This window comes from Ruegeria atlantica (genome assembly GCF_013032455.1).
Classification (GTDB): domain Bacteria; phylum Pseudomonadota; class Alphaproteobacteria; order Rhodobacterales; family Rhodobacteraceae; genus Ruegeria; species Ruegeria atlantica_B.
Genome location: NZ_WQCF01000001.1, coordinates 669,864 through 694,524, shown reverse-complemented (window position 1 = coordinate 694,524; position 24,661 = coordinate 669,864). Strand labels below are relative to the sequence as shown.

At 54.1% G+C, this 24,661-nt stretch carries 21 protein-coding genes; 9 read left to right on the top strand and 12 right to left on the bottom strand.

Features of this window, described 5'->3' with window-relative positions; genetic code table 11:
* Positions 1 to 9 precede the first annotated feature (9 nt).
* On the bottom strand, positions 10 to 1,473 hold the full coding sequence (gene xdhA, locus GOW93_RS03400; protein ID WP_170381641.1) for a xanthine dehydrogenase small subunit: 1,464 nt from the start codon (positions 1,471 to 1,473) through the stop codon (positions 10 to 12).
* Positions 1,474 to 1,628: 155 nt separating this feature from the next.
* On the opposite strand from xdhA, the gene GOW93_RS03395 reads away from it, so the two are divergent.
* Entirely contained in the window at positions 1,629 to 2,531 is a 903-nt protein-coding gene (locus GOW93_RS03395; RefSeq protein WP_170381640.1) for a LysR family transcriptional regulator, read from the top strand.
* 64 nt (positions 2,532 to 2,595) lie between these two features.
* Here GOW93_RS03395 and GOW93_RS03390 read toward each other — a convergent pair whose 3' ends face one another.
* On the bottom strand, positions 2,596 to 3,828 hold the full coding sequence (locus GOW93_RS03390) for a urate hydroxylase PuuD (protein WP_170381639.1): 1,233 nt from the start codon (positions 3,826 to 3,828) through the stop codon (positions 2,596 to 2,598).
* A 101-nt stretch (positions 3,829 to 3,929) separates the two neighbouring features.
* Here GOW93_RS03390 and GOW93_RS03385 point away from each other — a divergent pair, with 101 nt between their 5' ends.
* Positions 3,930 to 4,850, top strand: a complete 921-nt coding sequence (locus GOW93_RS03385; protein WP_170381638.1) for a LysR family transcriptional regulator — start codon at positions 3,930 to 3,932, stop codon at positions 4,848 to 4,850.
* A 5-nt stretch (positions 4,851 to 4,855) separates the two neighbouring features.
* On the opposite strand, the gene uraH is transcribed toward GOW93_RS03385, so the two are convergent.
* Entirely contained in the window at positions 4,856 to 5,209 is a 354-nt protein-coding gene (gene uraH / locus GOW93_RS03380) for a hydroxyisourate hydrolase (protein ID WP_170381637.1), read from the bottom strand.
* Positions 5,210 to 5,355: 146 nt separating this feature from the next.
* Between uraH and puuE the strand changes: the two genes are divergently transcribed.
* Genes puuE through GOW93_RS03365 form a run of 3 tightly spaced genes read left to right on the top strand, consistent with a single transcriptional unit; the run spans position 5,356 to position 8,729 of the window.
* Complete coding sequence (gene puuE, locus GOW93_RS03375) at positions 5,356 to 6,768, top strand: allantoinase PuuE (RefSeq protein ID WP_368039632.1); 1,413 nt, start codon at positions 5,356 to 5,358, stop codon at positions 6,766 to 6,768.
* A complete protein-coding gene (locus GOW93_RS03370) occupies positions 6,765 to 7,250 on the top strand; it encodes an ureidoglycolate lyase (protein ID WP_170381636.1) in 486 nt (161 codons plus the stop codon). The genes puuE and GOW93_RS03370 overlap by 4 nt, the downstream gene beginning before the upstream one ends.
* 54 nt (positions 7,251 to 7,304) lie before the next feature.
* A complete protein-coding gene (locus GOW93_RS03365; RefSeq protein WP_170381809.1) occupies positions 7,305 to 8,729 on the top strand; it encodes a uracil-xanthine permease family protein in 1,425 nt (474 codons plus the stop codon).
* 223 nt (positions 8,730 to 8,952) lie between these two features.
* Here GOW93_RS03365 and bhcD read toward each other — a convergent pair whose 3' ends face one another.
* From bhcD to bhcA, 4 genes are all read right to left on the bottom strand, one after another.
* Positions 8,953 to 9,918, bottom strand: a complete 966-nt coding sequence (bhcD, locus tag GOW93_RS03360) for an iminosuccinate reductase BhcD (RefSeq protein WP_170381635.1) — start codon at positions 9,916 to 9,918, stop codon at positions 8,953 to 8,955.
* A 115-nt stretch (positions 9,919 to 10,033) separates the two neighbouring features.
* Positions 10,034 to 11,197: a 3-hydroxy-D-aspartate aldolase BhcC gene (gene bhcC, locus GOW93_RS03355; protein WP_170381634.1), complete on the bottom strand. Its 1,164-nt coding sequence runs from the start codon at positions 11,195 to 11,197 to the stop codon at positions 10,034 to 10,036.
* A gap of 27 nt (positions 11,198 to 11,224) precedes the next feature.
* On the bottom strand, positions 11,225 to 12,193 hold the full coding sequence (bhcB, locus tag GOW93_RS03350; RefSeq protein ID WP_170381807.1) for a beta-hydroxyaspartate dehydratase BhcB: 969 nt from the start codon (positions 12,191 to 12,193) through the stop codon (positions 11,225 to 11,227).
* Positions 12,193 to 13,383 (bottom strand): L-aspartate--glyoxylate aminotransferase BhcA, encoded by a 1,191-nt coding sequence (gene bhcA, locus GOW93_RS03345; RefSeq protein ID WP_170381633.1) that lies wholly within the window; start codon positions 13,381 to 13,383, stop codon positions 12,193 to 12,195. Before bhcA ends, bhcB begins: the two co-directional genes overlap by 1 nt.
* Before the next feature lie 169 nt (positions 13,384 to 13,552).
* Here bhcA and bhcR point away from each other — a divergent pair, with 169 nt between their 5' ends.
* The gene (bhcR, locus tag GOW93_RS03340) at positions 13,553 to 14,401 is read left to right on the top strand and encodes an HTH-type transcriptional regulator BhcR (protein WP_170381632.1); all 849 of its coding nucleotides are present in this window, start codon (positions 13,553 to 13,555) and stop codon (positions 14,399 to 14,401) included.
* Positions 14,402 to 14,429: 28 nt separating this feature from the next.
* Here the strand turns inward: bhcR and GOW93_RS03335 are convergent, their stop codons facing one another.
* Complete coding sequence (locus tag GOW93_RS03335; protein ID WP_170381631.1) at positions 14,430 to 15,251, bottom strand: bifunctional allantoicase/(S)-ureidoglycine aminohydrolase; 822 nt, start codon at positions 15,249 to 15,251, stop codon at positions 14,430 to 14,432.
* 336 nt (positions 15,252 to 15,587) lie between these two features.
* Between GOW93_RS03335 and GOW93_RS03330 the strand changes: the two genes are divergently transcribed.
* Together GOW93_RS03330 and GOW93_RS03325 are read left to right on the top strand one after the other, a co-directional pair.
* Complete coding sequence (locus tag GOW93_RS03330) at positions 15,588 to 15,965, top strand: nuclear transport factor 2 family protein (protein WP_170381630.1); 378 nt, start codon at positions 15,588 to 15,590, stop codon at positions 15,963 to 15,965.
* A 212-nt stretch (positions 15,966 to 16,177) separates the two neighbouring features.
* Positions 16,178 to 17,023 (top strand): universal stress protein, encoded by an 846-nt coding sequence (locus GOW93_RS03325; protein ID WP_170381629.1) that lies wholly within the window; start codon positions 16,178 to 16,180, stop codon positions 17,021 to 17,023.
* Between the two features lie 79 nt (positions 17,024 to 17,102).
* Here GOW93_RS03325 and GOW93_RS03320 read toward each other — a convergent pair whose 3' ends face one another.
* Together GOW93_RS03320 and GOW93_RS03315 are read right to left on the bottom strand one after the other, a co-directional pair.
* Positions 17,103 to 17,666: a flavodoxin domain-containing protein gene (locus GOW93_RS03320; RefSeq protein WP_170381628.1), complete on the bottom strand. Its 564-nt coding sequence runs from the start codon at positions 17,664 to 17,666 to the stop codon at positions 17,103 to 17,105.
* A 347-nt stretch (positions 17,667 to 18,013) separates the two neighbouring features.
* Complete coding sequence (locus GOW93_RS03315; RefSeq protein WP_170381627.1) at positions 18,014 to 19,198, bottom strand: ferredoxin reductase family protein; 1,185 nt, start codon at positions 19,196 to 19,198, stop codon at positions 18,014 to 18,016.
* A gap of 476 nt (positions 19,199 to 19,674) precedes the next feature.
* Between GOW93_RS03315 and GOW93_RS03310 the strand changes: the two genes are divergently transcribed.
* Positions 19,675 to 21,267 (top strand): trypsin-like peptidase domain-containing protein, encoded by a 1,593-nt coding sequence (locus GOW93_RS03310; protein WP_170381626.1) that lies wholly within the window; start codon positions 19,675 to 19,677, stop codon positions 21,265 to 21,267.
* Here the strand turns inward: GOW93_RS03310 and GOW93_RS03305 are convergent, their stop codons facing one another.
* Together GOW93_RS03305 and GOW93_RS03300 are read right to left on the bottom strand one after the other, a co-directional pair.
* A complete protein-coding gene (locus GOW93_RS03305; protein ID WP_170381625.1) occupies positions 21,268 to 22,884 on the bottom strand; it encodes a hypothetical protein in 1,617 nt (538 codons plus the stop codon). It abuts the gene before it with no gap.
* 45 nt (positions 22,885 to 22,929) lie between these two features.
* Positions 22,930 to 24,147: an APC family permease gene (locus GOW93_RS03300; RefSeq protein ID WP_170381624.1), complete on the bottom strand. Its 1,218-nt coding sequence runs from the start codon at positions 24,145 to 24,147 to the stop codon at positions 22,930 to 22,932.
* Positions 24,148 to 24,661 lie beyond the last annotated feature (514 nt).

Sequence of the window (24,661 nt, the reverse complement as noted above, 5' to 3'; positions counted from 1 at the left end):
GTCTCCCTATTAGGCGAAAGCCAGCTGAACGGGGGTGTCGGTCTGGGCGTCGTTTTCAAGGAAGAACCGGCGCAGCAGGTTTTGTGCGGTGAGCATTCGGTAGTCGGAAGACGCTCGCCAATCTGTCAGAGGTTTGTAGTCCTCGGTCAGCGCCAGCGCCGCCGCTTCAAAACTTTCACGCGTCCATGGTTTGCCGTTTAGTGCCGCTTCGGCGGCAGTTGCGCGTTTGGGCGTGGCGGCCATGCCGCCGAATGCGATGCGGGCGTTGCTGATAGCTCCGTCGGTAACCGTCATGTGGACACCGGCAGCCACGGAAGAGATGTCTTCATCACGGCGCTTCGAAATCTTATAGGCTGCATCCAGATCGTTGGACCCGGGCAGGGGCACACGGATGCTTTCGACAAATTCGTCGGGTTGGCGATCTTGCTTGCCATAATCGATGAAGAATTCCTCGAGAGGCACAGTTCGCTTGTCTGAACCACGTCGCAGCGTAATTTCCGCCCCAAGCGCGATAAGAACCGGCGGCGTGTCCCCGATGGGTGAACCGTTGGCGATGTTTCCGCCGACAGTTCCCATATTACGCACCTGCCACCCTGCGATGCGATCCCAGTAGGAGGACAGGTGTGGCAAGTGCTCTGACAGGAGGTCCTGGCAATCGGTGTAGCTGGCGCCAGCACCGATCAGGAGGAGGGAACCCTGTCTTTTGACGGTTTTCAGGTCTTCGAGGTGACCCGTGAAAATAGCGGGCCCGATGTTGCGCAGGAACTTGGTCACCCAAAGACCCACATCCGTGGCGCCAGCAACGATCGTGGCATTTGGATAGGTTTGCAGACACTCGGCAAGATCATCGACACTGGACGGGAGGATGCTCAGGCTATCCTCGGGTCCGGATACAACACGCCGTCCGTCTTTGAGGGCCGCCAAACGCGCGGTCATGGCATCTCGTTCAATATTCAGGTGATCCGATGCCGGGGTACCATAGCGGCTGACAGCGACGGCGGCGCGGATGATTGGTTCATACCCGGTGCAGCGGCACAGGTTGCCCTGCAGCGCGGTTTCGACCTGCGCTTCGGTCGGCTCGGGGGTTTGCATCCAAAGCGCGTATAGTGCCATGACGAAACCCGGTGTGCAGAACCCGCACTGGCTGCCATGATGATCGATCATCGCCTGCTGAACTGGATGTAGACGACCGTCCGGGCCAGACAGGTGTTCCACCGTTACGACATGACAGCCATCGACAGAGGCAAGAAACCGGATACAGGCATTCACCGGAACATAGGTCAAACCACCGTCGCCAAGTCGTCCGACAAGTACGGTACATGCACCGCAATCGCCCTCGGCGCAGCCTTCTTTCGTTCCTGTCAGTCGACGTTCCAAACGCAGGAAATCCAGAAGTGTCTGGTCTGCCGATACGCTTGGGACGGACACATCCTTGCCGTTGAGGACAAACTGGATGTCGGTGCGATGCGTCATGGTATTCTCCCTTTGCCCAGTCTTTCGACGGGTGATCGGGGAGGACCATAGAAGCAACGATTGGGTCAGAAAATTGTCAGAATCGGCAAATACTTTCAACGGATCGTTGAAAAAGGAAATGACTTGGCGCAGTCTTTCCCCATCGGGAGGATCAAATGTCGTACATTGAAAGCCTGCGTGTCTTCGTCAGAGTGATGGAGCTGGGCAGTATCACGTCAGGGGGGCGCGACCTGCGTTTGACCCCGGCCGTGGCCAGCAAACGTTTGAAAGAACTTGAGAACCATTTGGGCGTGCGGCTGTTCAATAGAACGACCCGGTCGATGACTCCGACCGAAGTCGGGACGGTTTTTTATGATGAAGCTAAAGCCGTCTTGCTGGCGCTTGATCACGCCGAAGCGCGTGTCGCCAGCTTTTCCGACGCCCCCCGAGGTGCCATTCGTATCACCGCGCCGCTGGGTGTCGGGCGCAGAATAGTTGCGCCTCTGGTCCCGGATTTCTCGGATCTTTACCCGGAAACAGAGATTCGGATGCGCCTGTCCGACCGCAAGGTGGACATATTGGCTGATGGTTTAGACATCGCATTTTTCATTGGTGAGCCCAGCGACTCCACGATGAAACTGCGGAAGTTCGCAGATTGTGATCGTATTTTATGTGCCTCGCCCGATTACTTATCAAAGTTTGGTACACCCAAGACACCAGACGACCTGTTGTATGCGCCCCACAACTGCCTTTTGTTGCGTTATCCAAGGTCTCCGGAATATTTCTGGACCCTCCGAACCGATATGGGCCCACGAAAACTCGAGGTTCGCGGCAAATACGATGCAGATGATGGAGATGTGCTGACCGACTGGGCCTTGGCAGGCAAGGGAGTCGTCAACAAGCCGCGCTTTGACGTGCGGGAATATCTCGACGATGGTCGATTGGTGGAGGTCCTACCAGAGACGCCACCTTTGCCGACAATTTTCGGATGTCTCTATCCACACAAAAAACTTCAGGACCCCAAGGTGCGTCTTTTCGTGGAACATATTGCGCAACACAGCAAACGGTTCTTTGCGTAGCTTCAAATGACAAAAAAAACTGGGCCAAAGAACCCAGTTTTGTCATTTCTCGGATATGAGGCGTCTACTGATCCCTGACTTCACGCACCCATGCGATGATTGTTTGACGCGCATCTTCGTCCATCTGAACCGCTGATGGTGGAGGCATCGCGTGGCTAATCCCGGCCTGCAGATAGATCTGGTCGGCCTGGCGGGCAACGTCACCGGGTGTTTCAAGGTAAACCTTTTTTGGAGCCCATTTCATCGTTCCATATACCGGTTCGCGGGCATGGCACATTGAGCAATTGCCCAAGACTGTGTCGTAAGCTTCTTCGAACCCCGCGGCTGACGCATATTTCTGCTCATATGGCGTCAGCTCACGTGCTTCGGCGTCTTCCCATGTCTCTCCGTTTCTGACCGAAGACAGCCAGGCGATTACGACCATAAGCAGAACCGTGACAGCCCAGGTCCAGTGCGGGCCCTTCCCGGTTGCGTGCATAGTGTTGAAGTAGTGACGGATGGTGACGCCAGTCAGGAAGATCAGGCTGGCTATGATCCACGAATATTCGGTACCGAAAGCCAGCGGATAGTGGTTCGACAGCATCAGGAACACGACCGGCAAAGTCAGATAGTTGTTGTGCGTAGAGCGTACCTTGGCGATCTTGCCGTATTTGGCGTCAGGCGTCCGGCCGGCCTTGAGGTCTTCGACCACGATCCGCTGGTTTGGCATGATCTGGAAGAACACATTCGCTGTCATGATCGTCGCGGTGAAGGCGCCAAGATGTAAAAGCGCGGCGCGACCCGTGAAGATCTGGTTGTAGCCCCAGGACATGATCACGAGGATTAAGAACAACAGCAGCATCAGAACAGTTGGGTGATCGCTCAGCTTCGATTTGCACATCTGATCGTAGAGCAGCCAACCAATCGTCAGCGATCCGCCTGAGATCAGAATCCCCTGCCACAGCGCCAGGTCCGCTTTGGTCGGATCAAGCAGGAACAACTCGCCGCCGACCCAATAGATGATCATGAGCAAGGCCGCTCCCGAGAGCCACGTTGTATAGCTTTGCCATTTGTGCCAGGTCAGATGTTCAGGCATCCGGGCTGGCGCCACCAGATATTTGACGGTGTGGTAGAAACCGCCCCCATGTACTTCCCATTCTTCACCGTAGGCCCCGTCCGGCAGAGCGGGGTTCGGCTTTAGCATGAGGTCCAGCGCGATAAAGTAGAATGATGCCCCAATCCACGCCATTGCGGTGATTACGTGCAGCCAGCGGACGGAAAATGCGATCCATTCCCACATTACGGCAAGGTCATACATGGCTTTGCTCCCAAGATTCTTTGGTTCCGGCAACTCTATGCTAGACTGTTTTATTCTGGTATTGCTGGTAAAGACCAAGCAGTATCAAAAAATGCAAAAAAATGTCTTACCTTGATAACATCAGAACTTTTGTCCGGGTCTACGAGTTGGGCAGCATGTCTGCTGCAGGCCGCGACCTTAGGGTTTCACCGGCCGTAACGTCGGCCCGAATATCGCAACTGGAGGAGCATCTTGGAGTGCGCTTGTTTCAGCGTACAACACGCAGCCTGACGCCGACTGAGCAGGGGAAATCTTTCTATCGCGGGGCCGCAGAGATACTTGAAGCGGTCGATCGCGCTGAAGCTCAAATCGTCAATATTACAGAGAACCTGAAAGGGTCACTATACGTGGCAGCGCCATTGGGCGTTGGACGAAGATTGATTGCGCCGCAGGTGCCAAAGTTCCTGGCCGAATACCCGGAGGTGAATGTTAGGCTAAGGTTGACGGATCGAAAGGTGGACCTGACCACTGAAGGTTTGGATCTTGCGTTTTTTCTTGGTCAACCAGAGGACAGCAATCTGCGTATTCGCAAGATTGCTGATGTTGAAAGAGTTCTTTGTGCCTCTCCGAAATACATAAAAAAACGTGGGAAGCCCGAAAGCGGCGATGATCTTATCGCCGATCAGCACGAATGCCTCAATTTGCGGTTTCCGGGTGCGACCGAGTTTCAATGGCTGCTGAGAACTGATGAGGGACCAAAACGGTTCCGCGTCTCTGGACGTTACGAGTCAGACGATGGCGACGTATTGACGGATTGGGCACTTGCCGGTCACGGTATCGCGTTAAAGCCGATATTTGAGATTGCTCAGCATCTTAAAGCCGGAGACCTAGTTCCAGTGGCGGTAAAAACGCCCCCGGAACCAATTCAGATGGCGTGCCTGTTTACGCACCGTCGGATGCAGGACCCCAAAACGCGACTTTTCATGGAGTTCATTATAGAACGCATTGGATCATCGATTGCCGCATCAAATACGTCTCGATAGGCCGCTCAGCTACCGCGATAGGTCGAGTACCCGAAGGGCGAAAGAAGCAGCGGCACGTGATAGTGCGAGTGTTCGGACATTCCAAACCGGATCGGTATCACGTTCAGAAAACGTGGGTCCTCAGGCGGGGTGCCAGAGGCATCGAGATACTCTCCGGCATAGAAGATCAGTTCGTATTCACCGGTTGAAAACTCGGCCCCGGGCAAGATTTGTTCGTCCGTCCTGCCATCGTCATTGGTGGTCAGAGTTTTCAGCAAAGTACGTTCCGTACCCTCAATCCGAAACAGTTCGACTTTCAATCCTTCAGCGGGGCAACCCCGCGCCGTGTCCAGAACATGTGTTGTAAGGTAACCGGTCATTTGTGCTACTCCTCAAGTTATTCAGTTACTAATCTGATTTCTTCCCAGGTGGCAAAGGCTGTCTATTCGAAGCTGCTTTCTGTATTTTTTGAAAAACATCTCAAATTATCTGGGGTATTGATCAAAAGAAGAAGAAGGAAATTGATGTGACGCGTTATCCACGAGATATGACCGGCTACGGTAAAGAAGTGCCGAAAGCAAACTGGCCAAATGATGCCAAAATCGCGATTCAGATCGTACTGAATTATGAAGAGGGCGGCGAAAACAACGTTCTGCACGGTGATGCGGCATCCGAAGCGTTTCTGTCCGAGATTACCGGAGCGGCCCCTTGGCCAGGGCAAAGACACTGGAACATGGAGTCGATCTACGAATATGGCAGCCGCGCCGGGTTCTGGCGGGTTCATAATCTTTTACAGCACTTGCCAGTCACTGTGTATGGTGTTGCCACCGCTTTGGCCCGCGCACCTGCGCAGGTTGCAGCGATGAAGCACGCGGGATGGGAGATTGCCAGCCACGGGTTGAAATGGATTGAACACAAGGACATGGACGCAGAAGAAGAGCGCGCCCAGATTCGTGAAGCAATCCGGCTGCACACAGAGATCACGGGCCAGCCGCCGCGCGGTTGGTACACGGGGCGCTGTTCTATGAATACGGTCGATCTGGCAGCTGAGGTAGGCGACTTTGCCTATATTGCCGACAGCTACGCTGATGATTTGCCTTACTGGACCAAGGCCGGGGGCAAGGATCAACTGATCATGCCTTATACCCTGGATTGCAATGATATGCGCTTTGCGATTCAGGCCGGATTTACCAATGGCGACCAGTTCGAGAGCTATCTGAAAGACAGCTTTGATATGCTCTATGCCGAAGGCGAGGCGGGTGCGCCGAAGATGCTCTCAATTGGTCTGCACTGCCGGTTGATTGGCCGACCTGGCCGCGCAATGGCGCTGAAACGTGCGTTGGAGCATTTCATGAAACATGACGGTGTCTGGTTTGCCACACGCGAACAGATTGCGGACCACTGGGCAAATGAGCACCCACCGAAGCAAGGCTTAACCCCTTCAGAAATGGATCAGCCAACCTTTGTGTCTGAATTTGGCGGTGTGTTCGAACACAGCCCATGGATTGCCGAAGGTGCCTTTGCTCTGGAGCTGGGCCCGACGCATGACAATGCTGCAGGTGTTCACAATGCGCTGGCGCGGGTGTTCCGATCTGCAACTGCGGAACAACGCCTCGGCGTCCTGACGGCCCACCCTGATTTGGCGGGCAAGCTTGCGGCTGCTGGACGTCTGACAAAGGAAAGTACGGCGGAGCAGGCCGGGGCTGGTCTGGATATGTTGACCGATGAAGAGCGCGCAACATTCACGGCGCTGAACGAGGCCTACACTTCAAAATTCGGCTTTCCGTTCATCATAGCGGTCAAGGACAATTCGAAAGCCAGTATTTTGGAAGCCTTTCACCGTCGCATTGATAGCGACCGCGGCACCGAATTTGCCGAAGCCTGCCGACAGGTTGAGCGGATTGCAGAACTTCGCCTGATCGAGAAGTTTTCGGAATGACAGTCGCCTTGAAACTCCAGCCCCTGACGTCAGAGGCTTTTTCACCATTTGGAGATGTCATCGAGGTGGCGGGCCAAGTGGATAAATTCATCAATCAGGGTAAGTGTGCGCGGTACCACGATCGGGCCACTTTGGATTTCAACGACGGACGCGCTGGGATCAGCGTGTTTCAGTCCGAAGCCTTTAGCCTTCCGATCAAACTGGAAATGGTCGAGCGCCACCCAGATGGCAGTCAGGCGTTTCTGCCTTTGTCCGATAAGCCTTTTGTTGTGGTTGTCGCCCCGGACCAAGACGGCAGGCCAGGACAGCCAATCGCCTTCAAAACGACGCCCGGGCAGGGCGTGAATTATCATCGCAACACTTGGCATGGCGTACTGACCCCGCTTCATGCACCCGGACTTTTTGCGGTGGTCGACCGAATTGGAGCCGGGCCCAACCTCGAAGAGCATTGGTTCGAGGAGGCTTTTACAATCACGGAGTGAGGTTCGTGGCCGGAAGAAGAGCCGGTTTGCGAACTTCTAGGGAGGAACGGCCGAATTTCAGATGCAACCATCGGAACGCCGGAACAACTCCGCGATCCGAATTACACTCCGCCACTCGTAAAGGCGGTGCCACTGGGAATTCAGCATGTGCTGGCGATGTTCGTGTCCAATGTCACGCCAGCCATTATCGTTTGCGGCGCGGCCGGGTTCGGGTTTGGTTCGAACAGTCCCGATTTTCCGCAGATGATCTACATGATCCAAATGTCGATGTTCTTTGCGGGCGTCGCTACTTTGTTCCAGTCTATCGGTGTGGGTCCTGTTGGTGCCCGTCTGCCCATCGTGCAGGGCACGTCGTTTGCCTTCATCCCGATCATGATCCCGTTGGTGGTGGGGAAGGGCGTTGATGCCATTGCGGTCCTGATGGGGGGCATTGTTGTTGGTGGTTTGTTTCACGCCTTCCTTGGTTTGTTCATTGGGCGTATTCGCTTTGCGCTTCCGCCTTTAGTTACAGGTCTAGTGGTGACCATGATCGGCTTGGCGCTGGTTAAGGTCGGCGTTCAGTACGCCGCCGGTGGTGTGCCAGCTATCGGCACCGAGGAATACGGTTCGGGCCTAAACTGGTTCATGGCCGGAATTGTGATCGTCGTAACGCTTGGGCTGAAGTTTTTTGCGCGGGGCATGCTGTCGGTGTCGGCAGTTCTGATTGGCCTGCTCGTCGGATACGCCGTAGCTTTTGCTCTTGGCCAAGTAAATTTGGGCAATGTCGGTCGTGCAGCGTCGTTCGCACTTCCGAACCCGCTGCATTTCGGTATTGAGTTCTCGGTCGCGGCCATCATTGGTTTCTGTGCAATGTCCTTTGTGTCGGCTGTTGAAACCGTCGGGGATGTATCCGGTATCACCAAAGGGGGTGCGGGACGGGAAGCAACCGACAAGGAAATTGAGGGTGCTACTTACGCCGATGGTATCGGCACCGCGATTTCTGGTCTCTTTGGCGCGTTGCCGAACACGTCGTTCAGTCAGAACGTTGGCTTAATCGCCATGACCGGCGTGATGAGCCGAATGGTCGTTACTATCGGCGCGCTCTTTCTGATTGTGTGCGGCCTTGTTCCTAAAATTGGTGCGATTATTTCGTCGATCCCGATCGAGGTCCTTGGCGGCGGTGTCATCGTGATGTTCGGAATGGTGGTTGCGGCGGGTGTTTCGATGCTGTCGGACGTGAACTGGAACCGCCGCAACATGGTGATCTTTGCGATTTCGCTGAGCCTTGGTTTGGGTTTGCAGCTAGAACCCGGTGCCCTGCAGTATCTTCCGGGCACTCTGAAGGTTCTGGCCACATCTGGTATCCTTCCCGCTGCGGTCATCGCGATTGTTTTGAACCTGGTTCTGCCCGAGGAGCTTTCGGACGAAGCCACGGAAGAGGTTTCTGGTGGCATGGCGGGTCATGGCCTTGGCTCCATCGAACATGATGATCACGTATGATGGATGAAGGTGGCGCTCTGAGCGCCACTACAGACAAAAAAAACGGCGCGCCATGGCACGCCGCTTTATTGTCCGGAATTCCGTCCGTTGTGGAAAACGGTATCATTTCACCAACTCGAATGGCGGAAGTGACAGGTTGGCCCGCGGCTTCAGGCATTCGTCAGACAGGAATTCTTAAAACCAGTGCAACCTGTCAGCAAGGACCGGTTGCACTCAGATGCCTTCAGAAATCGACTTCGATTGCGATTCCTTTTTGAACGGCAAGTTCAACCACAGATGCGGCGACTGCGAGATCCTGAAGACCTACGCCTGTGCCATCGAACAGTGTTATCTGATCGTCTGATGTCCGGCCCGGGTTTGTGCCGTTAATGACGGCGCCAAGCTGCGCCACGTCGCCTTCTTTGATCAGGCCCTGCGCCATTGCGTGCTGTGCTTCGCCGATGGTGATGGATTGCGCGACTTCGTCCGTGAAGACACCTGCTTTGGCCAGCAGTGCTGCTTCCACCTCTTGCTTGCCCTTGGTGTCTGTTCCCATACAGGCGACATGAGTTCCGGGGCTGACATGGTCCGCCATCAGCGACGGTGCAAATGCAGAGGTGATCGAGATGATCACATCAGCCTCTGTCATCCCGTCCAGTTCGACCGCTTCGAAGGGAACGCCGGCTTCGTTGGCGACCTTCTCGATATTCGGCAACATCTCAGGGTGGTAGTTCCAGCCTATGACCTTTTCAAAATCGCGCTGCTCCAACGCAGCACGAAGCTGAAAGGCTGCCTGGTGGCCAGCGCCAATCATGCCAATCACTTTGGCGTCTGCGCGAGCGAGGTGTTTGATCGACACGGAAGAGGCCGCCGCTGTTCGCAGGGCAGTCAGCAGATTGCCGCCCACCATCGCCGATGGTTTTCCGGTATCGGGGTCAAAAAGAAAAACGGTCGATTGGTGGTTGATCAGCCCGCGTTTTTCCAGGTTGTTCGGCCAATATCCACCCGCTTTCAGGCCAAGTGTCAGGCCCGCGCGGTCGAAGCCGCCCTTAAAGCCATAAAGCGCGTCTTCATGCCCGATGGCTTCGCGCACGACGGGAAAGTTATAGGCGTCGCCCGACGCCATTGCAGCAAAGACCCTTTCGACGGCATCAAAGGCCGCTTGGCGGGTCATCAGGTCAGCGATTTCACGCTCGGGTACGATCAACATGTCTTTCTCCACTCAAAATTCGTGCGCCCGTGTGCCACCGCCGGAAGGAGAGCATACACACGGGCGGCTGTCCGGCTACTCCCGAGCCGGACCTCCCTACCTTTATAAGGCTGGATTAATAAGCGCGGCCGCGCGCGGACACCGGCCAGACGGATTCGACCTTGCCGTTGCGAACGCCGACATACCAATCGTGTACATTTGCGGTCGGGTCGCAGTGCCCCGGCACCAGTTTCAACTTGTCGTTCACCTGCAGCACCCCGTTCGGGTCCATGACGACGCCATGTTCGTCGGAACATTTAATGTATTCGACATCGTTGCGGCCAAAGACAACCGGCAGGCCGCTATCGACCGACTGCGCCTTAAGACCCGCATCGACGATCGCCTTGTCCGCCTTGGCGTGGCTCATGACGCTGGTCAGGATGAAGAAGGCATTTTCCCACTCACCCTGGTCGATCCGGTTGCCGTCCTGGTCCAGAATACGGCCGTAATCGGCATCCATGAAGGCGTAGGACCCGCACTGCAGCTCATTGTATACGCCCGAGTTGGACTCGAAATAGTAGGAACCGGTGCCACCGCCCGAGACCAGCTCGCATTCGATGCCTTCGGCTTTCAGGCCCTCAACGGCGTCTTTCACCATCGCGATCGCGGTATCTAGCTTTTCCTTGCGTGCCTCGTAGCTGTCGAGGTGCTGCATCGCGCCTTGATAGGCTTGGATGCCGGTGAATTTCAGGTTGTCGGCGGCCTCTACAGCTTTGGCAATCTCGATCACGGCCGGTGTCGTGGTCACGCCGCAACGTCCTGCACCGCAGTCGATTTCAACGAAGACCTCCAACTGTGTCCCGTGATCGACAGCCGCACCCGAAAGATCTGCAACATTATCCAGATCATCAACACAAACGATGATGCGGCTGCCCAGCTTTGGCAGGCTGGCAAGACGATCGATTTTGGCAGGGTCTCGCACTTGGTTCGAAACCAGAACGTCCTTGATGCCGCCGCGAACGAAAACTTCCGCCTCAGAAACTTTCTGACAGCAGACACCTACAGCGCCGCCGATTTTCTCCTGTAGCTTGGCCACGTCCACAGACTTGTGCATCTTTCCATGCACGCGGTGACGCATGCCATGCGCCTTGGCATAGTCGCCCATCTTCTTGATGTTACGCTCAAGCGCGTCGAGATCCAGCACAAGGCTAGGGGTTTGGATATCTACTTCATCCATTCCGGGCTTGGCCGGAATGTCATAGCCTACTTCGAAATTGTCGAGATTGGTCATATCTTTCATTTCCGTATTCCTATGTCGGGATTGATGTCACGTGTTCAGCCAGGGCAGCTTGTCCAGATCGACATTGCCTCCAGTTATGATCAGGCCGACACGCTTGCCTTTGAATGTGTCCGGGTTCTTTAGAACTGTTGCCAACGGCACGGCCGAGGATGGCTCCATTACGATCCGCAGGTGCTTCCACGTCAGTTTCATCGCGTCGATGATCTCTTGCTCTGAAGCTGTGTAGATTTCAGAGACGTGGTTGGACACGAAGTGCCAGGTGAGGCCCTTCAGCGGCACCAGCAGCCCGTCGGCAATCGTTTTCGGTGCGTCATCCGCAATGATGTGGCCAGCCTTGAAGCTGCGATAGGCATCATCAGCCTGTTCAGGCTCTGCCGCGATGATCGCTGTTTCCGGTGCCAAGGTAGACAAGGTCAGGCAGGTGCCGGATACCATGCCGCCACCGCCGATGGGCGCAACAACAGCATCCAGGCCGTCGGTCTGTTCAATGAACTCGCGTGAGCATGTGCCCTGTCCGGCGATCACGCGCGGATCATTGTAGGGGTGTACAAAGTCCCCACCCGTGGCCGCCTGAACCTCGGCAAAGGTCGCCTCGCGAGACGAAGTGGAGGGTTCACATTCCGTGATCTTCCCACCATAGCGGCGAACTGTGTCTTTTTTCGCCTGCGGTGCCGTGCGCGGCATCACAACATTGCAGGGAATGCCCCGCTTCATAGCCGCATAGGACAGGCACGACGCATGGTTGCCCGAGGAATGGGTTGCGACGCCTTTTTTTGCTTGCTCATCATCAAGCCCGAACACCGCGTTGGTGGCGCCTCGTACCTTGAAGGCGCCCGGTTCCTGAAAGTTCTCGCATTTGAAGAACAGCTGCGCACCGGTCAGTTCGTTGAGATAGTCGGATGTCCGTACCGGCGTGCGGCGGATATAGGGCTCGATCCGGGTATGAGCCGCGAGCATGTCCTCATAAGTAGGGATGTACATGTTGCAATCCTTCATCATGCGGCGTCCTTTTGAACGGCCGCGGGATGACCGCGATAGTATTCCTGCGCAGCCGCTACGCCCGAGCCCAGTTCGATGTTCAGACCCAGATCTGCCATGCACATTTCAGCGGTGGCGATCCCGGAAAGGGCCATGACATCCGTCAGGCTGCCCAAGTGTCCGATGCGGAATACCTTGCCGGCGACTTCACCAAGGCCAACGCCGAAGGCAACGCCGTATTTGTCGGCAGCATGGGTAACGATATCCGTGGCGTTGAAACCGTTCGGCGTACGGATCGCGCTTACGGTGTCAGAATACACCGACGGGTTGGTCGCGCAAAGCTCCAGCCCCCACGCTCCCACGGCAGCGCGAACGCCTTCGGCAATGCGGTGATGGCGGGCAAAGACGTTTTCCAGACCTTCATTCAGCAGCATGTCGCAGGCCTGGTTGAGGCCGTTCATCAAGCCAACTGCAGGCGTGTAAGGATAAGCGTTATTGGCGTAGCCCTTGGCCATGTCATGTACGTCAAAGAAGGTACGAGGCAGGGTGCCGGTTTTGGTCGCCTCCATCGCCTTCTGGCTGAAGCCAACGATGGCAAGGCCAGCTGTCAGCATGAACCCTTTTTGCGAGCCCGTGACGGCAACGTCGACTCCCCATTCATCAAAGCGGAAATCCATCGACGCGATAGAAGATACGCCATCAACGAACAGCATAGCTGGGTGCCGGGCCGCATTCAAAGCCTTGCGCACGGCGGCAATATCCGACTTCACGCCAGTTGCCGTTTCGTTATGCGTGGCAAGAACCACTTTGATTTCGTGGTTCGTGTCGGCAGTTAGAATCTCTTCGTAACGGTCGGTCGGTATCCCTTCGCCCCAAGGGGTCTCGACGATTTCAACATTCAGACCGTGGCGCTGGCACATGTCGATCCAACGGTGGCTGAACATGCCATTGCGTGCCGCCAGAACCTTGTCACCGGCGGACAGAGTGTTGGTCAAAGCCGTTTCCCAACCGCCGGTTCCGGTCGAAGGGAAGATGAAGACTTCGGCACTGTCGCTTTTCAGAATTTTCTGCACACCCGCGCGCGCAGGATGCAGAATTTGCCCGAACAGCGGCGAACGATGGTCGATCGTGGGCATGTCGCAGGCCTTGCGCAGGCTTTCAGGAATGTTGGTCGGGCCCGGGATGAAAACGGGATTTTGAAAGCTCATGGATGGTCTCCTTCCGTCGTTGGTCACACAATAAGTTCCCGTCGTTCCGACCGATATATTTTTGAAAATGACTTTCAAAATGCGTTCGGTCGGATTTAGGTTATAGTTGTCAAATGCTTACATTTTTCATATGATGAATTAATCTTTCACGAATGATCAGAGGGTTTTTATGGATTCTCAAGATAATGCTCCCGAAATCCGCCGAAAAGCCCGTGGACGACCTCGGGGATGGGACGATAAGACAGCGCAAAACACGATCAAATCTCTCGACCGGGCGATGGAAGTTTTTGAGTATTTGAGCGAGGCGCAAGGCAAGGCGTTAACCGCGCTGTCCGATGAAATGGGCCAGTCACCGGCAACGGTCTATCGTATTCTCGTGACGCTGGAGGGCAGGGGGCTTGTGGAATTTGATCACGAGGAACAAGTCTGGCACATCGGTTCCCGCGCGTTCGTGATTGGCTCACGCTTCCTGCGTCGCACCAGCCTTGTGGACCGGGCAAGACCAGTGATGCGAAAACTCATGGAGGCTACTGGCGAGACCGCAAATCTGGGGGTGGAGAAAGAAGGTTCGGTTCTGTTCCTGAGCCAAGTGGAAACGCATGCTAGCATCCGTGCATTTTTTCCACCCGGTACGCTGTCACCAATGCACGCATCGGGGATTGGGAAAGCGCTGCTGGCCTTTATGGACGAGGACAGGTTGGACAGACTATTGGCCAACGTGCAGCTACAGACGTTTACAGAAAGGTCGATTACCACTCCGGCGGCGTTGAAAGAGGACCTTGCAGCTGTCAGGGCGCAGGGTTTCTCAGTGGACAATGAAGAAAAGAACGCGGGCATGCGTTGTATTGCGGCACCGGTTTTCGACATCAACAGAGAAGCGGTTGCAGGGATATCAGTGTCCGGGCCGACAAGTCGGGTCAGCGAGGGTGAAATTGAACGGCTAAGCCGCCCCGTTATCGAGGCGGCTCATCAGCTAACACTGGCCATCGGCGGGCGCGTTATTCCGCCGCCGCCCTGAGACGCTTATGTTGCTCATAAGCGGTGGGTCACGGTCGCAGTGCCATATGTCGGTTTACATCCTTATAAAGCAGGTAACGGAACTTGCCCGGACCACCTGCATAGCAAGCCTGGGGGCAGAACGCCCTTAGCCACATATAGTCACCGGCTTCCACCTCTACCCAGTCATTGTTCAGTCGGTAGACCGCCTTTCCTTCCAGAACATAGAGACCATGCTCCATGACATGGGTTTCAAGAAAGGGGATGACTGCGCCGGGTTCAAAAGTCACCACGGTAACGTGCATGTCGTGTCGCAAATCGCTTGGGTCGACAAATCGCGTTGTGGCCCACTTTCCGTCTGTCCCGGGCATAGGTGTTGGTGCGATCTCATTTTCGTTGAGGATAAGTATGTCAGGGCTATCAAGGCCTTCGACGGCTTCATAAGCCTTTCGAATCCAATGGAAGCGCAGGATTTCTTCCCCTTGATTTCGCAGGGTCCAATCACTTTCTGGGGGCAGGTAGGCGTAACCTCCGGGCGTCAGTTCATAGGTTATGCCCTCGGCGACTAAGGTGGCAGTGCCTTCGACCACAAACAAAACGCCTTCGGCTTCGGGATCGGTTTCGGGCCGGTCAGAGCCACCGCCGGGCTGAACTTCCATGATGTATTGCGAAAAGGTTTCGGCAAAGCCGCTCAAAGGACGGGAGATTACCCACAGTCGTGTGTTTTCCCAAAACGGCAGGAAACTGGTCACAATATCCCGCATCGTACCCTTTGGGATCACGGCATAAGCTTCGGTAAAAACGGCCCGATCAGTCAGCAGTTGTTCCTGCCCGGGATGTCCACCGTGTGGTGCGAAATACTTGGTGCTCATGTATGCTCCTGAAGAAATGCCGTGTGCTCCAAAATATGCGCCGAGTGAATTGGGCGAACCACCCGCAAAAATGCGACAGCACTATTCGAAAAGTTTTGAAAAATCCGTATTATGCAGGTTAAGACTGGTTCGAGTTTGTGTGACAGCACCATCTCTTCAGGATTCTCTGAGTTGCCTGCCATCGCTGATCCTCCGAATTTGCGGGCAAATTTAACCCAGATGGCGACTCCTCAAGAGGGCCACTCCACTTTATCCGGTCGGTTAAGCTCATTGATCCTTGTCAATAATGGCAAAGCGAAAAAGAGGTAATGTGCCTGTACAAACAGAGGGTTTATCATGGAAGCACTAATCGAAACTGGAAAGGCATTCGTTCAGGCAATGCGTGATCGCAGAGGTCTCGCAAACGTCGATGAAATGTACGCGGAAAACGCGCAGTCAATTGAGGCCGTTGTGCCTCCGGTTCGACAATTTCGCATTACCAAGAGCCGGGACGCTATCAAGGGGAAAAGAGAAGATTGGCTTGCTTCGCACGAAATTCTGGAACTCGACGTGGACGGCCCCTATGTTCACCCCCCCAACCGTTTCGCAGTGCGGTTCAAAGCTGAGGTGAAGCAGAAGGAAACAGGGCAACACATGACCCTTCGCGAAATCGCAGTTTATTCGGTAGCTGAGGGCAAAATAGTACTGGAAGAGTTCTTCATGTTACCAAAATAGGAAGAACGACCGATGGCGTTGCGCCAATAGTATCCAAGTGTTCGAGATATGATTGTGTGATAGTTCTGGCGCGCTAGGTGCTCTGCTGCTCGCATATTTCGAACACGGGATGCCGCACAATGATCGGGATCATTGCCGAACTCCACAGGGCTGCAAAGATGTTATCTTGGTCAGCTTCTTAACCGCTGGAGTGTTTTGATCGGAGATCAGGTATGAAACGTAGGAGTTCTAATTATTTCATTGGCGCAGACACCAGTGATAAATCGATATTGGATTGCGCTGAGGCCGCTCAAAGTCATGAAGGCCATTTGAACTGCATCCTCCTCGCTTCGTTACCTAACCTGCCATACTTCAAGTATGGAACCAGTAAGTTCTTTGATGCAGGACTGCCGGCCAATTGGCTAGATCAATTAGAAGAAAAGAGGGCCGTACTAGAATCCCGCGCCACTGAAGTTGAGGCACTGCTGGCAAGCAAGGCCGTATCGGCAAACGTGAAAGTTTCCATTGGCTCGGGTGCGGATTTAAAGCATCTGGCAGCGCGGCAGTCGTACACCTGTGATGTTGCCTTCCTAGACGCGGGATTGCGCAATGACCCCGAAATATTTCGCGAGGTTGGGCATGGAGTGTTGTTTCATTCACCGGCGGCCTTGATGATCAATGGAAATCCGTTTGCTCAACGTGACTGTGTTTTCTTCGCATGGGATGGAAGCTTCGCTGCATCTAGGGCTGCGCACTTAGGTTTGCACTATTTCCTGGAAGCCAAGGAAGTTGTGATAGCTTGCATTGATCCGCCTTCGGCACATGATCCAGAAGGCCAAGACACTGGTGCCGACATTGCCACGTGGCTCAGTCATCATGGGTGTCGCGTAACCGTGTCTCAGTTCCCTAGGGGTGGTCTTACGATTCAGCAATGTATTCAAGAGCGTGCTAAAGAAGTAGGCGCTGACCTTATTATTATGGGCGCCTACGGACATTCATATTTACGCGAGTCCGTTTTTGGTGGAATCACGCAGGCGATGTTGGAACAAGTAAGTTTTCCTGTCTTGTTTGGGCACTGAATTTCGCAAGCTGCCCCAAAAATTTGTTCGCCAGTGGAAATATCTAACCGCAGGCAACGCGGTGGCTAATTAGACAGCTTTACCGGCTTATCTGAGAAAGGTCGGTATTGGTCACGTCGCTCCCGTCCAAAAACCCCATCACTGTGGATTGTAGTGCATCCCAATCGGTAAACTCTTGTGTGCCATCTTTGGGATTTACTTTCTGTCCTAATAGAACAACGTGCTGAATGATCTCTTTGTCAAAATAGTCATAACTTTCGGGCCGCACTGCGCCGGCGACCAGCGCGGACGCGTCTGGTTTCAAATTCGTTCGCAGCAACATTTCAGTCAGATAGTCCCTGGCCTCTTCCTGTCCTGATGCAAAAGCGGCCTTTAGGCTAACAGAAAGCACAAGAGATTTTACTGCCGCCAACGCCTCCTTGTGCGAGCTTACAAAAGCTTCAAATGACTTCGGGTGTCGGCGTTGGTGGACGGGTGCCAAAAGTATGACTTGGTCCATGCCGTCCAGTGAAACTTGGCCGGTTAATTCATCGGTATTGATCAGGTTTGCTGTGTATCCAGCTGCCGTGGTGATGTCGTTGATAAAATTTGCAATTTTGGCCGTTTGGCCCTCAACAGTAGCGAATGCAATAAGCACTGTCATTCCGATCCTCCCAAAAATCGGTCTGAATAGCGTTCCGAGTATGGTGAGTTTGAGTGTGTAGGCCCTTGATCTCAATCAAATGTGCGGTTTTCCCGCGACTGCGGTTATGTGTTTTGTAGCCGTGCGGTATTTCCGACCGAAAGGCCAAGAAGCATTCCTTCGTCAAAATATTGAGCTACGCGTACAATCTGTACTGCGTGTTTGGAAGTTCCTCCAAATTTGGCGCAACGATCAACGGGATGTCGCGTTACCTTAGAGCAAAGGCCAAAAGTGTGCTGCAAATTGATAAGTTTATGCCCCAAAAAACTAGCCTGACGCGACGGCGCATGGGGATGTTTCGGAAAGGATCAATCATAGTCAAATCTTTCAGACAAAATTCGCTGTGACGCTGAACCCCGAGCAATAAGGTGATTTTCGACAGTATCCATCATGGCATTGGGTCCGCAGATTACGAATAGCCAGCTTTCAAATTGTTCCGAGGACAAAACGCGATCCAACAATGGGCCGTCAATCCGGCCTGTTTCTCCGCACCAATTTTCCGGCGGTTCAGATAGAACAAAAATCGTATCTTCTTTGGACAGTTCTTCCCGATAAACAATCTGCTCTTCTATACGGTTACCATAGATCAATTTTACGTCGCGTTGATCTGTGTTCATACGGGTTTGTCGCAATATGCTCAGCAGCGGAGCGATGCCGACACCACCCGCCACCAGAACGATGCCGCGTTCCGCGCGGTTGTTGACAGACAGGTTTCCGTGCGGACCGTCTAGATAAGCCGTGGTGCCCGGAGTGACTTGCCCGAGTTCACATGTGAAATCTCCCAGCTCTTTTATCACGAAAGAAATTGCGGGGCCGTCGGCTGGGGCCGAACTGATTGAGAATGGATTTTCATGCAATGAAAACGGGCTGTGCCCGACATTCAGCCAAGCGAATTGACCGGCCTGAAAAGCAAAACCTTGATGGCCATCTGGCGTCAGCCGCAGTTCCCATTGTTTTGGTGTCAGTCGTGTTACAGATGCGACACGCCATGCCTTCTGCACCTGACGCAAAGGCTTGATAAGGTAGACATAAAGTAGCGTGCCGATCGCAACGCTCGTCATTGTAAGCCACAAATAATTCAGCTGCGGATGCCCACCGTATCGACCGGCATAGACTGTGTGATGTAACAGCAGGCAAGCAAGAACCAAGGCTCCGAGGCCGTGCATAAGGCGCCAGGTTTCATATTTGTAATCAAGGGTTTTTCGGACAATCGCAGATGCGATCAGAATGAATAGCAATAAATAGGCCGCTATGCCTGAGGCCAGCGCGGGAAAGTCGGTCGTAATCGTCAACTGACGCGATACGTCCCACGGACGGTGTCCGCCAGAGGGCGTGCCCTGATACAGCAGCGGGTGCAGCAGCGCAAACCCGAGCGCCGTGCGCGCCATAAGCTGATGCATCCGCATGGTGACATCCATCCCAACACTGGAAGAAATGACTCTGAAACGTCCCGACAGCAGGAATTCCATTAAGATGATCGAAAACCCGAGCATTCCAAGCCCGGAGGCGAGCTCTTGATGAAACGGTCGCGGCGGCCAACCGAGGGACCAGGATAATCCCAGTGGAGCAAGGCTAAATGTCAGATAAATCAGGGCTAGATAAGGCCACTTCATTCGGTTTTGCTCCAATGTTCGAAAGGGAGGCCACTCCTGATTGGTCCTGGGGGTACGCTAGGCTGAGCAAAATATGCGATCAAGACCCTTGTGATTGCGCAAGATCAAGGTGTCCTCTAGGTAAAAAGCTTCGCTATCCATTCTCGTTTTGTAGGCCATTGGCGCAGACGGCTGGTCATTGACCGGCCCTCTTTGAGTTGCGACCCAGTAAATTTTTGATTGGGCAATATCTGCCAAATCTACCAAAACGGCATGCTCAGGTCGTGGTCTAAGCGATTGTTGCACCTAAGGTGGACAGTGGGATTTGGGTTGCCGCGTGTTACAGTACCTTTGTGGCCTTTGAAGCGGGGTCGAAGATGCAAAACCTGGATGATAATGGCGTGAGACCACCACCGGGCGTCGGTGACAGAGACGTGCGTGCCTATCTAGAGAGCCTGACCGGCCCGTCGCGTGGAAACGTGACCTGGCTTGTCCACAACGCCTTGACCGTTTCAGTCGGAGCCAACAGGAGCCTGAGCCTTCGGCCTAAAGACGACACGCCACCACATGACAACGATATCGCAACCCTTCAGTGGGTCGACGACAGCTATACGATATCTGCGGCACCCGGGCGAAACGTATGGGTTAATGGGCAAAAAGTATCGTCAATACGTCTTGGGTTTGGCGATATGGTTGAGTTCGGCGAAAAAGGTCCGATGTCTCGGTACAGACTGTGCAATCACTCGTTTCCTGCACATCATACGGTGGAAGACATCCTGAGCGACGCCTACGCTTACGCCCGGATGAGCCGCCGACCTTTCGCCAGAAGGATGTCCAGTGCGCTGAGTGACAGCGGACGCCGGCTTGCATCCCAGACCACTATCCTTTTCAGGATCACTGTCCTTGCTGCGTTACTTGTCATCGCTGGTCTTGTGTTCCTGCTTTATCAAAACGACAGAAGGTTGGCGGACAGTATCGAACAGGAAGCCCATAAGATCGAAGCGGTTGCGGTCATGCTGGCGCAGACGCGAGAGGACGTGCTTACGCCCGAAGATTTGGCCGCTCTCAGAAGTGCGTTTGAAAATCAGGTCATGTCGACCGAAGAGCGTCTTGGAACGCTTGAACAACAAGCGGGTGCACCAACACGGATTATCAAGGCCTCAACCCAGTCTGTTGCCTTTATCCAGGGTGCATATGGATTGCGTCACATAGAAAGCGGGAAGCTGCTGCGGCACGTGTTGGGGCCGAATGGTGAAACGCTTCAAACTCCGTTCGGGCAGCCTTGGATCGAGCCTGACGCGGCAGGCGAACCTGCTGAATTCCAGTTCACAGGAACGGGTTTTCTGCTTGAGGGGGTTCCTTTGTTGGCCACCAATCGTCATGTCGCGTTGCCCTGGACTTCCGGAGACAGGGAGAAAGCCCTTAAAAATGCAGGGCTGGAGGCGGAAATGCTGAGACTGTTGGCTTATCTGCCCGGTCATTCCGAACCAATAGAGGCCAATCTGGATCAGTATAGTGAGATGGCAGATTTGGCGCTTTTGTCCGTCGATCCGGGCCGGGTGCAGGGGCTTGGAATTCCGCTGGCCGAAACCGCGCCGCGTGTCGGCGAAGAAGTATACTTATTGGGATACCCAACGGGTTTAAAGGCGCTGATCGCGCAGGCTGGGCGGGACTTTCTGAAAACGGTTGAGGAAGAAGGAACCATTAATTTCTGGTCGATTGCGTCCCGGCTTTCCGAGCAAAATAAAATTCAACCGCTTGCCAGCCGGGGTATTGTGGCGCGAACAAGTCTGGGTTCCCTCGTATATGACGCAGAGACCACATCCGGCGGGAGTGGGGGGCCTGCGTTGAACCGCAAAGGTGAGGTGGTTGCAATTAACGCTGCGATATTGCCTGAATTCGGCGGTTCAAATATCGGCGTTCCGGTTGCGCATCTCAAATCTTTACTGGGTGAGGCAAAAAGCCAGTGATTACTCGCTGGTTTGGAAACGAGAGCATTGCACACAGAAGACCACCGTCAGCGGAACGACCACAGAGATCAAGGCAACCACGATCAACAGATACCCAAGTTGGCTGTAATCAGCGGTGGAGGTGACGACACCGGTTTCCGGGTTAGTAACCGCGCGCGTTACAATGAATGTTTGGTTCAGATACTTGGTGCCAAGACTGCTGGCCGACAACGCCATGTTGGTGAACGATGCCATCACCGCAAAAAATGTCGCTTTCAGGTGAACCGGGGCGTTGCGTGCAATCCAAGCCAACATCGGAACCATCGCTATCTGCCCGAGTGGTGACTCGACAGCGGTATCGAGAATGGCAATAAATCTCGCATCGACGACGCCACCAGTATGTGCAGCCGTCCACTCATGCACACCGTAATAAAGGGCAAGATTGGGCAGGGCGAGGAAACCCGCAGCAATTGTCAGCACCACTACAACCTGCGCAATTGAGCGATTGGCCATAAAGGGCCTCAGAATAATTAATCCGAGCAAAGCCAGCAGGGATGTCAACAAAGCGAGGATCGCCAGGAACTGTTCATCAAATCCCAATTCATCAATTTCGAACCAAGTCAGGCCCGGACCGGGTAGAGGGGTGGCGCGAAATACAAAAATAATTATCGCCGTTCCGATCAGGGCTTTCGCCTGCGCTGGTTCTAACTCTTTCAGCAGCCGTGACATGAGATACATGATCACAGTAAGGGACACTGCAAAGATGGTCTCTTGGGCATATTCGAAATCGGCGGTGCCCAACACGATGCTAAGCACTACAAACGCGAGCCCCCCTAACAAAATGGGCCAATTGACCTCGGTGGCCTGTTCCGGGGCGTGAGGTGAGTGGCCTCGTCGAATGCGCTGCCGCTGGATGAATGTGTGGAGCACAACTCCGCTGACCGAGAGCAAGGGGATAATCAGGGCAATCAGGTAAACTTGGCCGTAAAGCCCGAGGCGATCTGGTTTTTGCAGATCTTCAGTTCCGGAGAAAATCCAGATGTTCACCGCCGCAACAGCTGCAAACCCGGATATGATCGAAACTCGGCCCAATGTTTGCATCGTAGTGTGCTGCGCACGGGTCTCTTCTGGCGAGAACGGCCGACCATCTTGATTGATCTTGGGCACCGCTTCGACCGTCATGGCGTCAGCTACAACATCCTGAATGGCATAGCCCGAAGGAGCAAGGAGCAGGGCGATTACGTACCAGTCTTCTAATGGCATGACGCTGGCCATTTCCAGCGGCGCTGTCACAAGCCCGTACATTGTAAGCAAGGATAGGGTGATCAGTGACGCGCCAAGCAGGATCAGCAGGGACTTCCAACGCCAAAACAGATCAACAATATGGCCAAGCGGCATTTTGAGAATCCAGGGAAGACCCGCCCAAAATGCTAGCCCCGCAATGAAAGACGCTGATAAATCAAGGTAGTCTTTAAGAAAGAAGGCGCCAACGACCGATGTCAGGCCGGACACGCCGGCTGCGAAGTAGACCATCAAAGGTGGTAAATATGACCACTGCAACTGCTGAGCCAGATCCACAAAAGTTCTGTGCCACCAGGCCGAGAGCTGAGTTCCTATGGAAGATCGGTCAGTGTTCATCTGTTCGAGAGTCGCTCGGTAAAAGCCTGTTGCGCTTGTATGTTCTTAGAGAAATCCAGCCCCGAAAAGCAATGTACTGGTGATCACGCCAAGGATCGGTACGAAAAGAGGTACATGAAAGTGCTCCTCTGACTTGCTCGGCTTCATCTTCAACAGGATTAGCGAAACGTTGACCAGTACAAAGACGCCCAGAACGATCTGGGACGTACGTTCTGCTAGAATTCCGATTGGGAGAGTTTGGGTCAGAAACAGAATTGTCGCCACGACCAGCAGGGTTGCAACAACTGGCGTCTGGGTCGTTTGCGGCACTGTCGCCAGGGTTTTTGGCAGGTGGCCCCTGTCAGCAAGGCCGTAGATTACCCGCGATGCCATGATCATCTGGATCAATACACCATTGACCGTCGCTACAATGGCGACTGCGGAAAAACCCTGTTTGATCAACTCGGGCGCCTCTGAGAATACCAATGAAAGCGGAGCCGCGGAGGCGGAAAGAACATCAATCGGGACGACAAGCAGAACCGTCATTGAAGTTCCAAGATACAATACCGTTGCCAGAATGAGCGTCAGCAATATCGCCTTTGGGATTGTGCGGACCGGATCTTTTACCTCTTCTGCGACATTTGCCATATCCTCAAAGCCGACGAATGCAAAAAATGCGAGGAGCGAAGCGGCGAAGATGCCCCTCCACACGTCGATATCCAAGGAAGGCATCATTGAAGAGAGCGCGTATCCCTGTGGCTCCTCAATCGACATGCCCCAACTGATCACAAAGAGAAGGCCCGCGATCTCGATGACCGTAATGACTGCCGCGACGACCACGGACTCAGTTATACCCCAGATCGCGATGAGCACCATGAGAAGCACAACGCTGATGGTCAAAACAGAAATGCCAACACCGGTCAAAGCGTGCAGATATGACGCCGCACCAATCGCGACTGCAGAAGCGGAAATAACCCCAGACGCAGCGACGGCAAGGCCGACCAATACTGCCATCCAGTTTCGTTGAAACCCCGCTTGGACATAGGCTGCCTCACCTGCGCTGACGGGATAACGAGTAGCGAGCTCCGCGTATGAAAGCGCGGTCAAAGATACCACTAGCGCAGCGACAACAAATGAAAATGCAGCATACGGGCCTGCTATGTTTGCCGTCGCACCAACCAGTACGTAAATTCCTGCTCCAACCGTAACACCCAAGCCGTAAAGTGTGAGCAGCGGAGTTGTGAGCGCCCTTCGGAGTTTTTGTTGAGGTTCAACAGCATTCATGTTTTTTCTCATCGAAGGGTTTCCGGTTTAGTACCGCAAACATGGCCAATCGTTATGTCTTGTGCTTGCTTGCCGGTTGTCGGATCGTCGGGATTTACCCCTCTGCTACAAAGCAGAACGTCCAGTGCTTCAACGCGAATGCCCACTTAGATGCCGCTCATCTAAAAAAAGGGGCTCGCCATCACTCTTGCCGAGCCCCTTGGTGGAACTTCCACGCCTTTAAAATTCCGTTTGCCGTCGTGTTCGATTGGGGACAGGTCGACAAACGTAGATCACTCTTAAACATTCACATTTTACAATGTGAGGTTCTCAGACGCTATGATCTATGTCAATCAACATGTCCAGCCGGGCCTAGTTGATCGGGCGCCAATCCTGTGGGAATGGGTGCGCTAAAGATTGAATAAACCGCTGCGATTTCCTGCCGGAAAGGCATAAAAACAAGGGGGGTTGATCTGCATTAAGGTGCGTTTCTTGTGCCTTTGGTAAGATAAGTCATTCAGGAAATGCGGAGGGC